The organism is Sphingobium sp. Leaf26 (assembly GCF_001421665.1).
In the GTDB taxonomy this organism is placed as follows: domain Bacteria; phylum Pseudomonadota; class Alphaproteobacteria; order Sphingomonadales; family Sphingomonadaceae; genus Sphingobium.
Map to the genome: position 1 here is coordinate 585237 of NZ_LMKV01000012.1, position 12587 is coordinate 597823.

At 64.0% G+C, this 12587-nt stretch carries 12 protein-coding genes; 8 read left to right on the forward strand and 4 right to left on the reverse strand.

The genetic code is table 11. The features are described from left to right. Positions 1–6: 6 nt before the first annotated feature. Both ASE85_RS11755 and ASE85_RS23355 read right to left on the reverse strand, forming a co-directional pair. Positions 7–1512 carry a sensor histidine kinase gene (locus ASE85_RS11755; RefSeq protein ID WP_056688733.1) on the reverse strand — a complete coding sequence of 502 codons (1506 nt, stop codon included), beginning with the start codon at positions 1510–1512 and terminating at the stop codon, positions 7–9. 88 nt (positions 1513–1600) lie between these two features. After that, positions 1601–1855, reverse strand: a complete 255-nt coding sequence (locus ASE85_RS23355; RefSeq protein ID WP_156358286.1) for a NepR family anti-sigma factor — start codon at positions 1853–1855, stop codon at positions 1601–1603. 276 nt (positions 1856–2131) lie between these two features. On the opposite strand from ASE85_RS23355, the gene ASE85_RS11765 reads away from it, so the two are divergent. The 8 genes from ASE85_RS11765 to ASE85_RS11800 all read left to right on the forward strand — a co-directional run bounded on the left by ASE85_RS11765 (position 2132) and on the right by ASE85_RS11800 (position 11356). Further along, positions 2132–2923 carry a response regulator gene (locus tag ASE85_RS11765; protein ID WP_056688105.1) on the forward strand — a complete coding sequence of 264 codons (792 nt, stop codon included), beginning with the start codon at positions 2132–2134 and terminating at the stop codon, positions 2921–2923. A 75-nt stretch (positions 2924–2998) separates the two neighbouring features. Next, positions 2999–3130 (forward strand): hypothetical protein, encoded by a 132-nt coding sequence (locus ASE85_RS24215; protein ID WP_056688108.1) that lies wholly within the window; start codon positions 2999–3001, stop codon positions 3128–3130. Positions 3131–3247: 117 nt separating this feature from the next. Further along, entirely contained in the window at positions 3248–3898 is a 651-nt protein-coding gene (locus ASE85_RS11775) for a sigma-70 family RNA polymerase sigma factor (RefSeq protein ID WP_056688111.1), read from the forward strand. A gap of 52 nt (positions 3899–3950) precedes the next feature. Next, positions 3951–4223 carry a hypothetical protein gene (locus tag ASE85_RS11780; RefSeq protein WP_056688114.1) on the forward strand — a complete coding sequence of 91 codons (273 nt, stop codon included), beginning with the start codon at positions 3951–3953 and terminating at the stop codon, positions 4221–4223. Positions 4224–4471: 248 nt separating this feature from the next. Continuing rightward, the gene (locus tag ASE85_RS11785) at positions 4472–5860 is read left to right on the forward strand and encodes a TIGR03013 family XrtA/PEP-CTERM system glycosyltransferase (protein ID WP_056688117.1); all 1389 of its coding nucleotides are present in this window, start codon (positions 4472–4474) and stop codon (positions 5858–5860) included. A 14-nt stretch (positions 5861–5874) separates the two neighbouring features. Beyond that, a complete protein-coding gene (prsK, locus tag ASE85_RS11790) occupies positions 5875–7947 on the forward strand; it encodes an XrtA/PEP-CTERM system histidine kinase PrsK (protein WP_056688120.1) in 2073 nt (690 codons plus the stop codon). Further along, entirely contained in the window at positions 7947–9311 is a 1365-nt protein-coding gene (gene prsR, locus ASE85_RS11795) for a PEP-CTERM-box response regulator transcription factor (protein WP_056688126.1), read from the forward strand. Before prsK ends, prsR begins: the two co-directional genes overlap by 1 nt. 5 nt (positions 9312–9316) lie before the next feature. Further along, the gene (locus ASE85_RS11800; protein ID WP_056688129.1) at positions 9317–11356 is read left to right on the forward strand and encodes a tetratricopeptide repeat protein; all 2040 of its coding nucleotides are present in this window, start codon (positions 9317–9319) and stop codon (positions 11354–11356) included. Positions 11357–11486: 130 nt separating this feature from the next. Here the strand turns inward: ASE85_RS11800 and ASE85_RS11805 are convergent, their stop codons facing one another. Together ASE85_RS11805 and ASE85_RS11810 are read right to left on the reverse strand one after the other, a co-directional pair. Further along, positions 11487–11831 carry a GntR family transcriptional regulator gene (locus ASE85_RS11805; protein WP_056688131.1) on the reverse strand — a complete coding sequence of 115 codons (345 nt, stop codon included), beginning with the start codon at positions 11829–11831 and terminating at the stop codon, positions 11487–11489. Between the two features lie 73 nt (positions 11832–11904). Further along, positions 11905–12483 carry a nitroreductase family protein gene (locus tag ASE85_RS11810; RefSeq protein ID WP_056688134.1) on the reverse strand — a complete coding sequence of 193 codons (579 nt, stop codon included), beginning with the start codon at positions 12481–12483 and terminating at the stop codon, positions 11905–11907. Positions 12484–12587 lie beyond the last annotated feature (104 nt).

Below are 12587 nucleotides of genomic sequence, written 5' to 3' on the forward strand. Positions count from 1 at the left end.
CAGAGTTCAGGGGATGATAGTGATGGCTATGGCGTAGCTGCCCGCTTCGCCGTCATAATCAAGCGGCGCGCGCAACTGTCGCGACAGGCCGGTCAGGACACGACCATAGCGTTCGTCCAGATAGCTGACCATGTCGTCCGACGTCTTCAGCCCGGCCGATCGGACCATCAGCCGCGCCCGATCGTCGCGATCCGGCTCCAACTGCATGGAAATGCGCATGGTTGCCTGAGGCGCGAGCATCATCGCCATTTCTACCAGCTCGGTCAGCAGGAATGCGATCGGGACAGCCACGTCCTGGCTGATATGGAGATTGTCGCAGTCGATCTGGATAGCGAAGCGGCGTGCTGGGGCAGGGGCGGTGCCGCGCAGGCTGGCCGACAATTCGCTGATAAGCGGACGGACGCCGACGCCGCGATTTTCCTCCAGTTCCGCAAAATGGTTGCGATGAACCACCGACAGCGCATCGACCCGGCGCTGGATCGACGCATAGGCTTCCGATGCCTCGACATTATGGGCGGATCGGGCATGCAGGTTGATGAGGCTGGCGATGATCTGGAGGTTGTTCTTGACGCGATGGTGCACCTCGCGCGTCAATTTACGCTGGGTTTCCAGCCCCTCGGCCATTTCCGCCTCATGGGTGGCGACATCCTTGCTGATCTCGTGGAAGGTGTCGCCCAGCGCGACGATTTCCTGCGCAGGCGTGCGGATGCGTTGTAGCGGTTCCAGCACTTCGCCGGGCTGATAGGCGGCGACTGCCCTGCGTAGCAGCACCAGCGGGCGGATCAGCAGCCGGTTGACCACGAACCAGCCGATGGCGGCGGCAGCGAACCACATGACGAGCGGCAGGAACAGCGATAGCATCCTGGCCAGCGTTGCGGGCGGTTCGCGCACGGTCATGGTCAACAGGACATCGGGCGGCTCCAGTCGGGCGGACAGGCTGCTGCTGCTGTGGCCGCTGATGCTGCCGCCTGGCCGGCTGACGACCAATTGGCTTGTGCCCTGACGCAGGGTGAGTTGCCGATTTTGCAACGCTGTCGCGGGATCGGCGACGCTTTCCAGATGGGCGCGTGAATAATAAGAGAGGGCGACCATCCGGCCGTTGTGGCTACGGACCCGGCTGACCAGATGCGTCGGCAGCAATTGGATGATCGGTCGGTCGAAACGGTTTGCGGCGGTGATGCCCGCAGGTTCCGGCCGGGTCGAATGACAGGGGGTGCGGCCGGCGCGGTCGTAGATGTAGAATTGACCGCCTTCGGCATCATGGGAGGTCAGGAAGAAGGCCAGGCGCCGGCACATGCCGTTGTCAGCGGCGCCGTTGGCGATCGCGTTGACAGTGAGTTCAAGTGCGGTGCGGTCCGATTGCAGATCCGCCGTCAGCTTGCGCGCGCTCTGCGTCACGGCGACGCGCAGCAGCGCTTCCTTTTCAAGATCGGCGGTGCGGATCGCCTGCAACGAGGCGACCAATGCGATCAACCCGAGCGGCAACAATGCCAGGGTCAGGATGAGAAACATCTTGACCCCGGTCGATCGGAAAAAAAGCAGCAAGGGCTCGATCATCGAGCGGGCTGCCGGAGGAAGGCTGCCCCCTAACATAAGTGTCTCAGTCCAGCTTGCTCAGCAAATCCAGCATTTCGGAAGGAATATCCTCCTCCACGGCACGCTGATATACCGTGCGCAGTGCATTGGAGACGTTACCATCTTCCTTGTCCGCGCCGGAGCGGCGTCTGCGCTGGGCGGCGGAACCCTTCACCTTTGCTTCAAGCGGTGCGACGTCGGCATTCCTGTCGTCATCGGTCACGCCCCGCTCTGTCATTGAAGAAACCAAAATCAGCCCCTCTGCAGCAATTTCCGCCATGCCGGCACGCCCGTTTCGCGGGTTTCCGTCATGACGTCAATTCGCTCAACCGTGCAATCCATGGGAAAATCACGATATCGTCGAAAAAACCATCTGGATGCGAAACAAATCCGTGTGTCGATGGTTCCGTCATCCGAAGCATTTTTTACGCCGCACAAGTCTGCGCGGCGATGGGGCAGGCGGGGGGTTGTCATAATGTCATGGACATTCCATCCTTCGCGACGTTCCCATGCTTCGGGACAATGATGCCCAAGAGGGCAGGGAGAAGACTTGACGATGTCGCTTGGACAGCAACTGCACCCCCATCTTCCGTTCCTGCGTCGCTATGCCCGCGCGCTGACCGGCAGCCAGAATCATGGTGACGCCTATGTTCGTGCCGCACTGGAAGCGATCGTCGCGGCGCCGGAAGAATTTCCCAGCGACGTCGATCCGCGCCTTGGCCTCTACAAGACCTTTCAAGCGATCTGGTCGTCCGCGCATCTGGAAGACCTGCCCAGTTCCGCTGGCAATGGTCGCGAGGCGATCGCCCAGGCACGGTTGGCACGGCTGACGCCGCTGCCGCGTCAGGCGCTCCTGCTCACCGCGCTGGAAGGCTTTACCGTCGATGACGTGTCCTATCTGATCGATCTGGACAGCAGCGATGTCGAGGCGCTGGTCGAGGAAGCGTTGGGCGAGATCGAGGCGCAGACCCGCGCCAAGGTGCTCATCATCGAGGATGAGCCGATCATCGCGATGGATATCGAGACGATCGTCCGCGATCTGGGCCATGACGTCACGGCAATCGCCGTGACCCGCGAAGATGCGGTCCGCGAGGCGCTGGCCGACCGGCCGGGGCTGGTGCTGGCGGACATCCAACTGGCCGATGACAGCAGCGGCATCGATGCGGTGAAGGATATTCTGGCGGAATTCTCCGTACCGGTGATCTTCATCACGGCCTTCCCGGAGCGGCTGCTGACCGGCGAGCGGCCCGAGCCGACCTTCCTCATCACCAAGCCGTTCCAGCGGGCGACGGTGAAGGCTGCCATTTCCCAGGCCCTGTTTTTCGACGAGGCAACGGCGCCCGCCTGACGAGGCGGATCAGAAAGTCACGGAACCCCGATCGGAGCGCTGCGTTAATGATGCGTAACGATCGGGAGACGTGTCATGGCCGAACAGGAAAGACATATCGCAACCGATGACGCGCGCGCAGGCGCCACGCCCCACGTGGTGCGCTACGTACTCGCCATCTCGCTGGCGTTGGCGGTTCTCGCCATGCTGCTGGTGATCTGGCGATAGGCAGCGGAACGGAAAGTTGGTTGTTGACATTGATCGGTTTAGGGTACGGATGCACTTATGGCTTTGACGACGTCGGTTCATGCGGCGGATACAGAATCCGACACGGGGGGTGTTCCCATGGGTGAGGACGTTGGCGAAATCAGCGGGATCGAGGAGCGTGCGACGCTGTCCGATTCGGATTTCAAGCGCGAACTGGCTGCCGTGATCCCTCATCTTCGTGCCTTCGGACGGTCGCTCTCTGGCAACCGCGACGTGGCGGATGATCTGGTACAGGAAACGCTGCTGAAGGCATGGGCGGCGCGTAACCGCTTTCAGGCTGGCACCAACATGCGCGCCTGGACCTTCATCATCCTGCGCAATCATTATCTCTCTCAGATGCGCCGGTCGCGCTTTCGTGGCGAATGGGACGATCTGACCGCCGATCGCATCCTTGCCGCACCGGCCGGACAGGACAAGCATGTCGAACTGTCCGACATGCAACGTGCGTTGTTGCAATTGCCCCAGCCACAGCGCGAGGCGCTGATCCTGGTGGGCGCGGGTGGCTTCGCCTATGAAGAAGCCGCCGAGATTTGCGGCGTCGCGGTCGGTACGATCAAGAGCCGCGTGGCGCGTGGCCGGGCTGCGTTGGAACAGATATTGGAGAGCGGGTCTTTGCCGTCCCGTCGTACTCAGGAAACCACCGAGACGGCGGTGCTGGACGAGATCATGGACGATGTCGATCGCCTGAGCCGCGGGCGCCCGTCCGGCCCCGCGAAAGAGGATGATTGACCGGAACGTTCGGCTCCCCTTGTCCGTTGTCTGGGCATGAAGGAGAAAATCCATGGGTGACGCACCCTCCGGCCGGGACGGGCAACAGCCGCCGGTTTCACCGCATGTCTCGGTCGTCCAGCGGTCGCGGGGAAGCGGCGTCGTTTTTGCATTGGTGGCCATTGCGCTCATTCTCGCCATCGCTTTTTTCTACATGACCAATGAACGACGTGGAGACCGCCAGGCCGATAAGGTGACGCAAGCCGCCGGATCGGTCGATGACGCGGCGAAAGTCGTGGGCGAGGCGGCCCGCAACGCCGCCGACGCACTGCGCAACGACCATTGAGGTCCGTCTGATCCGTCCGATCGGCGGAGCAACCATCGCTATCTTTCCCATCGCAAAGCCGGACTGACGGGATGGCGTTCATGCAGACTTGCACCGGGATCGCCTAAACAGTTGCCTGCGGATTCAGCATTTCTTTGCCATTGTCGGGCAGGGTGCATCCACTGTCGGATTATCTTACAGGCATTGTAAGAAAAGTCCGGCTCCCCGGAAGGTGCGCCAGTTTGGCGGCCAGCAGGATATGCGCGACGATGATAAGGCTGTTCAAACATTATGTGCCGCATGCGGTGCTGCTGCTGGGACTGCTCGATTTCGCGCTGCTGCTATGCGCCGCAGAGGGGGGATGGATATTGCGTGCGCGCCAGATCGGCATGGATGTCGATCATGTGATGACGCGCATGGGACCGCTGTTCAGCTTCGCCATCGCGATCCAGACCGGCATGATCGCGGTCGGCGTCTATGGTCCCGAAGCGTTGCAGTCGATCCGCTTCGCTTTTGCGCGCCTGCTGGTGGCAGTGTCGCTGGGCGTCATCTTCCTGTCGGTTCTTTATTTCCTGCTGCCCGGCATGACGCTGTGGCGCTCCAACTCGCTCTACGCCATGGGCCTGGCCATTGGTCTGCTGGTAATTGTACGACTACTGCTCGGCTCGATGCTGGGTGGGGAGGCGTTCAAACGGCGGCTGGTGGTACTGGGAGCCGGCAATCGCGCCAACCGCATCAAGGAACTGGAGCAGAAGCGCGGCGCCGGTTTCCTGGTGGTTGGCTTCATCGCGATGAATGACGGGCCGCAGGTGATCCCCGAAGCGATCAACCGCGACGCCGTGTTCAATCTTTCCGATTTCGTCGTCCGGCTGAACGCCAGCGAAGTGGTGCTGGCGCTGGAGGAACGGCGCAACGCGATTCCGATGTCCGATCTGCTGCGGATCAAGACTACCGGCGTTCATGTCAACGACCTGTCCAGCTTTTTAGAGCGGGAGACGGGGCGCGTCGATCTGGCCAGCGTCAATCCAAGCTGGCTGATCTTCTCCGACGGCTTTTCCGCCGGCCGGCGTTTGTCGAGCATTGCCAAGCGGCTGTTCGACGTGATCGCCAGTTCCATCCTGCTGGCGCTGACCGGTCCGGTCATCCTGCTCGCCGCGATTCTGGTCAAGCTCGACAGCAAGGGGCCGGCTTTCTACCGCCAGCAGCGCGTCGGCCTGTTCGGGCAGGAGTTCTGGATCGTGAAGCTGCGGACGATGCGGCTGGATGCTGAAGTCAACGGGCAGGCGGTCTGGGCTGAAAAGGACGATCCGCGCATCACCCGCCTGGGCTATTGGCTGCGCAAGCTGCGCATAGATGAACTGCCGCAGACCTGGACGGTGCTGAAGGGCGAGATGAGTTTCGTCGGTCCACGCCCTGAACGGCGCCAGTTCGTCGAGGATCTGGAACAGCATCTGCGCTATTATGCCGAGCGCCATATGGTGAAACCCGGCATCACTGGCTGGGCACAGATCAACTATCCTTATGGCGCGTCGATCGAGGATGCCCGGCACAAGCTGGAATATGACCTCTATTACGCCAAGAATTATACGCCCTTCCTCGATCTGCTGATCCTGATCCAGACGGTACGGGTCGTCCTCTGGCCCGATGGCGCGCGCTGAGGCGATAGCGGACGATGGGCGCGCTTCTTCAATTTGTCGGCGACTGGGGCCATGCTCTGGCCGCGGTGCTGTTTGCGGCGCTTGGCATCTTCCTGCTCCGTCGCCGCGACGAGGCGCCTGAGCCGCGCCTGCTGGCCGCTGCGCTGCTGCTGACTTCCTGCTGGGCGCTGTACGTCTCCTTCGGCGGGGTGTCGAAGCCGCTGTCCGGTGTCGGCGAAAGCATCCGCAACGCGGCCTGGCTGCTGGCCATGTATGTCATGTTGCGGCGCGGGCCGGTGGGCCGGGCCGGGCCGACCATGGCGGTGAGCGCCGTCTATGCGGCGGTTTCGGGCCTTATCCTGCTCCAGACCTTCACCGACCTGACCTGGCGGCAATTGTCGCCGGCCAGCGACCTGCATCATGCGCTCGTTAGCTGCTCGCTGATCCTGCGCATGATGACGGCCATCGGCAGCCTGTTGCTGGTTCACCACCTCTACACTGCATGGCCGTCGCGGGCGCGAGGCGGGGTGTCGTTGCTGCTGGGATCACTCGCGGCGATGTGGACCTATGATCTCAACCTCTACGCCATTTGCTGGTTTGCGCCACATCGGGTGAGCGAGCTTTATGCGCTGCGCGGCTTGCTGATGGGGCTGGTCGCACCGGTCATTGCGGTCGGCATGCGCAAGGGGATGGCGGGGCGGCTGCAATTATCGCGGGCCATCACCTTCCAGTCACTGTCGATCTTTGCCGTTGGTCTTTATGTCGCAGTGTTGACCGCTGCGGCCGTGCTGATCGAACTGATCGCCGGCCCGTATGCGCGAGTGGTGGAGATCGCCGCCGTCTTTTTCACCGCCGTTACGGCGCTGGTGCTGCTGCCCTCGCCGCAGGTGCGGGCGCTGTGGAAAGTGCAGGTCGCCAAGCATTTCTTCCAGCATCGTTACGACTATCGCACCGAATGGATGCGCTTTGGCGACACGATCGGCCGTCCGGGTGAAGACGCCGCGCCGCTCGGCGAGCGCGTGGCGAAGGCGATGGCGGATATTACGGATTCGCCGGGCGCGCTGCTGTTGCTGCGCGACGAGCAAGGCGGGTTGGCGTTCGAGACGCAGTGGAACTGGAGTAGCGACCTGTCCGATATCGGCACGGTCGCCCCTGCCATCGTGGCGCAACTGGAGCAGAGCGGCTGGATCGTAGACCTGGGGCGCCTGAAGGCCGGTGATGGTGCGCTCGACCTGCCGCAGTGGATGACGCGGGAGTCCCGCTTCTGGGCGCTGGTGCCGTTGATCCATTATGGCCGCATGATCGGCGCTTTGCTCCTGGCGCCGCCGCCGATCGACCGGCGGCTGGACTGGGAGGATTTCGATATGCTGCGCGCCGCCGGACGGCAGGCGGCGACCCACATCAGCGAGGCGCAGGGGCAGCAGGCGCTGGACGACGCCCAGCGGTTCGAGGAGTTCAACCGCCGCTTCGCCTTCATCATCCATGACGTGAAGAATCTGGTGAGCCAGTTATCGCTGCTGTCGCGTAATGCGGAGCGACACGCCGATAATCCCGAATTTCGCGCCGACATGGTGCTGACGCTTAAGGAATCGGTGGGCAAGATGAATGACATGCTGGCTCGGCTGTCGCAGCACAACAAGGGGCGGGCGGAAGAGCCGCGCCCGGTGGTGTTGATCGACCTCCTGCAACAGGTCGCCCGCACTCGCGCGCGCCAGCATCCGGTCCATGTCAGCGGTGATGCGCCGCTGGCGCTGGCCGACCCGGCGCGAGTCGAGCAGATCGTCACCCATTTGCTGCAAAATGCCATAGATGCCAGCACGCCGGACAGCCCGGTCGACCTGCGCCTGTCTGCGGAAGCCGGCGAGGCGGTGGTCGCCATCATTGATCGGGGCAAGGGCATGAGCGCGGAATATATAAGGCGCGACCTGTTCAAGCCCTTTTCGTCCAGCAAGGCCGCAGGCTTTGGCCTGGGCGCGTTCGAGGCACGGACCCTGGCGCAGGCCATGGGCGGCCGGATCGACGTGGAAAGCAAGCCCGGCGCCGGGAGCCGCTTCACATTGCGCCTGCCGCTGGCGCCCCATAGCGACACACGAGAGAAGGCCGCCTGATGAGCGACACCCGCCCCAAATTGCTGATCGTGGAGGATGATCCGGGCCTTCAGCGCCAGTTGCGCTGGGCCTATGAGGATTATCAGCTCTTCATCGCCGGCGACCGGCAGGAAGCGATCGAGATGCTGCGGGCGGAAACGCCTGACGTGGTTACGCTCGACCTTGGCCTGCCGCCCGATCCCGATGGCACCAGCGAAGGCTTTGCCACACTGGCGGAGATGCTGAAGATCAAGCCTGACACCAAGGTCATCGTCGCGTCCGGCCATGGCGCGCGGGAGAGCGCGCTGGATGCGATTTCGGGCGGGGCCTATGATTTCTACCAGAAGCCGGTCGATATCGACGAACTGGGCCTGATCGTCCGTCGCGCCTTCCACGTCCATGCGCTTGAACGGGAAAATGCGCGGCTGGCCGAAACCGCGCCGGAGGATAGCCGGGTGCTAGGGCGCATCATATCCGGTGCGCCGGAAATGATGAAGGTGGCGCGTACGATCGAGCGGGTTGCGGGTGCGCAGGTGTCGGTATTGTTGCTCGGCGCCAGCGGCACCGGCAAGGAGTTGCTGGCGCAGGGGCTGCACGATGCCAGTCCGCGCGGTAACGGAGCCTTCGTCGCGATCAACTGTGCGGCGATCCCGGAAACCCTGCTGGAATCCGAATTGTTCGGCCATGAGAAGGGCGCGTTTACCGGCGCGATCAAGACCACGCCGGGCAAGATCGAGCAGGCGCAGGGCGGTACCCTGTTCCTGGACGAGGTGGGCGACATTCCGCTGGCCTTGCAGGTCAAGCTGTTGCGCTTCTTGCAGGAGCGGGTGATCGAGCGGATCGGCGGGCGTCAGCCCATCGCCGTCGACACGCGGATCGTGTGCGCGACCCACCAGAATCTGGAGCAAATGATTGAATCCGGCAGTTTCCGCGAGGATCTCTACTATCGCCTCGCTGAGATCGTTGTACGCATTCCCGCGCTCAAGGACCGGCCCGGCGACCCTGCGCTGCTGGCGCGCCACTTTCTCACGCGGTTCGCGCGTGACATGAACCCGCAGGTCAAGGGACTGGCGCCCGATGCGCTGGCGGCGCTCGACGCCTGGGGATGGCCGGGCAATGTCCGCGAACTGGAAAACCGGATGAAGCGCGCGGTCATCATGGCGGATGGCAAGCTGATTACCGCCGCTGATCTGGATCTGGACGATGAGCGCGCCGATGGCGGCGATGTCGTCAATCTGAAGGCGGCGCGGGAAATGGCGGATCGCCGGGCGATCCGTCGCGCGATCGCACGCACCGACGGCAATATTTCCGGCGCGGCCAAGATGCTGGGGATCAGCCGGCCGACGCTCTACGATCTGCTCAAACAATATCAGATGCAGGGTTGATCCCGATGCGAAGGTCTCGTCTGGCCCTGATCGCGGGGGTAGCGTTGCTGGCGCTGGGTGGCGCCGGGCTGATGCAATGGCGCGCGCATGAACGCGATGGCAGTGCGGCGCTGACGCGCGGGCTGGCTGCGCTCGACCGGGGTGACGCGCGCACGGCGCGGGTCGAACTGATGAACGCGATCAAGCGCGATCGCAAATCCGTGGCGGCCCACGCCGCGCAGGCGCAGGCGCTGGTCGATCTGGGCGACGGGGCGGGGGCGCAGACCGCCGTCGATCGGGCAAGGGTGCTGGGCGGATCACCGGCGGCGACGCGCGCGGTCATGGCGCAGGCGTTGTTGTTGCAGGGTGATCTGGACGGGGCATTGCGTGAGGCGCGCGCATCCGACTTGCCTCCCGAAGCGCGCGTCGTGGCAGACCGCGTAATTGCGCAGGTAGCCTTGGCGCAGGGTGACCTGCAAGGCGCGCGCGTGGCATTGCAACGGGCATTGGCGAGCGCGCAGGGTGATCCGGCCAACTGGGTGGAACTGGGCCGGTTGCAGATCGTGGCGGGAGACCAGGCCGGAGCGATCGCGGCGGCGGACCGGGCAGTGGCGCTGGCACCCAGCGACGCGAAGGCGCTGACCCTGCGCGGCGAACTGACCCGTGCGCAATATGGGCTGACGGCATCGCTCCCCTGGTTCGAGCGGGCGCTGGCGGCCAATCCGGATTCCGTGACCACGCTGGAACAATATGCAGCCACGCTGGCGGACGCCGGGCAGTCGAGCCGGATGCTGGGGCTGACGCGCCGGTTGCTGGCGCTTGACCCGTCCAATCCGCGTGCGTGGATGATGCAGGCGGTGATGGCGGCGCGGGCGGGGCAGGGCGATCTGGCACGCAAGCTGCTGGAGCGGACCAAGGGGCGGCTGGATGACGAGCCGGCGACACGTCTGCTGCGCGGGATACTGCAATTGCAGGATGGCAATCCGGTGCTGGCGGCCGAAGCGTTGGCACAATTGGTTGCTGCCCAGCCGGACAACCGAACGGCGCGCACGCTGCTGGCGCGGGCGCTGTATGCTAATGACGATTTCCCGTCTGCTGCCACGATATTGGCGCCGATCGTGGCGCAGCGGGACGCCGATCCTTATGTGCTGACGCTTGGCGCGCGGGTGCAGGAGGCGCTGGGCAACCTTGCGATGGCGGGAGACATGCTGGCGCGGGCTACCTGGCCGGTGCGGGCTTCGAGCGATGCTTTTGCCAGTGCGTCGGACAATGGGCTGGCGTCCGGTTCGGGACCGGCGAGCAGTGCGACCGCGCGCGACAATATACCCTATATTCGCGCGCTGCTGAGCACAGGCCGGACGGGTGACGCGCTGGCACGGGCGCGGTTGCTCAGTCGCGCCAATCCCGGCGCGCCGGATGCCTGGTTGATTCTGGGCGATACGCTCAGTGCGGCGGACCAGCCGCAGGAGGCAGCGCGCGCCTATGCGACGGCGGCCAATATCCGGTTCGATCGCGCGGCGGCGCTGCGGCTCGCTGCCATCTGGACCCGTATCGGCAACCCGGCCCATGCGCGGCAGGTGGTGCAACTGTTCCTCAACCAGAACCCCAATGATGCCGAGGCGCAGCGGCTGGCCGCCGACATGGCGATGCAGGCGCAGGATTGGCGCAGTGCACGCCGAATGTTGCAGGCGGTGCGCGCACAGATTGGCGATAATGACGCAGTACTGATGGCCGATCTGGCCCGTGCGGCGATGGAGGATGGCGATGGTAGCGCCGCGCGGGCCTATGCCGCGCACGGCTATCGGTTGATGCCCGGCAACCCGGTCATGGTCGACATGCTAGGCTGGGTCTTGCTGCGCACCGGTGAAAAGGGGACGGCGGCGGTAGATCTGCTGGAAAAGGCGGTGGCGCTGGCGCCCGGCGCGCCGGCGCTGCAACTGCATCTGGGGCAGGCCTATGCAGCGGCGGGGCGCAAGGGGGAGGCGAAGCTGGCTCTGGGCCGCGCGGTTGCGGCGCGGGGCTTTACCGGCCGACAGGAGGCGTCGGACGCGCTGGCGGCCCTATAAGGGTCAGCATCGGACAGGCTAGAGCGCGCTGCGTTAAATCCGATGCAGGTCGCGCGCTCTAGTTTTTTGTTTTCGCATCGTTTTAAGCGAAAAACCGGTTCCCACTTTTCTGCACGATGCTCTTGGGGCGTCAAGCCTTCGCCAAATCCAGATCTTCGATCCGCAGGCCCAGCCGCCTGATTTGCGCTGCGACTGGCGGCCACACGCTGTCGAGGAAGCGTTCGCGTTCGGCTTCGCGCAGGCGGCGGGTCGCGCCATCGGCGACGAACATGCCGACGCCGCGCTTCACCACGACCAATCCGTCATCCTGAAAACTTTGATAGGCCTTTGCCACGGTCAGTGGGTTGGCACCCTGCGCGGCGGCGAAGGCGCGCACCGACGGCAACAACTCGCCATCGGCATAGTCCCCATCCAGGATGGAGGCGGCAATGATCTCACGCAGGCGGAGATAGACGGGTTTGGATTCGTCGGCCATAGTGCATCAGTGCCATAATACAGCCATGCGGGTCAATCCGCAGAGGTTGTCCGGCAAAGCATTGCTGTCGTAATTATCTGTCCCAGGTCGATACGATGGCGTCATATTCTGGCCGGGGCCGTTCTTCCTGTTCTTTGCCCGGAGTCCCTATGAAGACGAAGCCGGCGATTTTTTCGCCGGCCTTGCCAAAGGCGTCGCGGACATCATGGTTGAAACTGGGCCAGCCGGTCAGCCAGCCGCCGGCAAAGCCCAGCGCATGGGTGGCATGGAGCAGGTTCATGATCGCCGCGCCGGCCGACAATTCCTGTTCCCAGAGTGGAATCTTGCTGCCGGCGACCGGGGAGGACAGAGCCACGACCAAAGTCGGCGCCTGATAGGCGAACTGGTGCATCGCTTCGATCTCAAGACGGCCGGCGTCGGGCTTTTCGGCGCGGTAGGCGGTTTCCAGCACGTCCGCCAAAGCGGCGCGCTTGTCCTGCGACACGATCACGAAGCGCCATGGGGCCAGCTTGCCATGATCGGGGGTCCGTAGCGCGACCTCCAATATCTGGCGCAGTTGCGCGTCGTCCGGGCCGGGCGCGATGAGGTCGCGCGGTTTGCCGGAACGGCGGGTCTGGAGCAGGGCGAGCGGGGAGGAAAGATCGTTGAACATCGGCCCGACAGATGGCGTGTTCAACGCTTCGGCGCAAGGGGCCGGCCGCCCTTTTGACAGGGCGGACCGATCCGCTCTAGGTTCGCGTGCATAAGCGGTCCCCA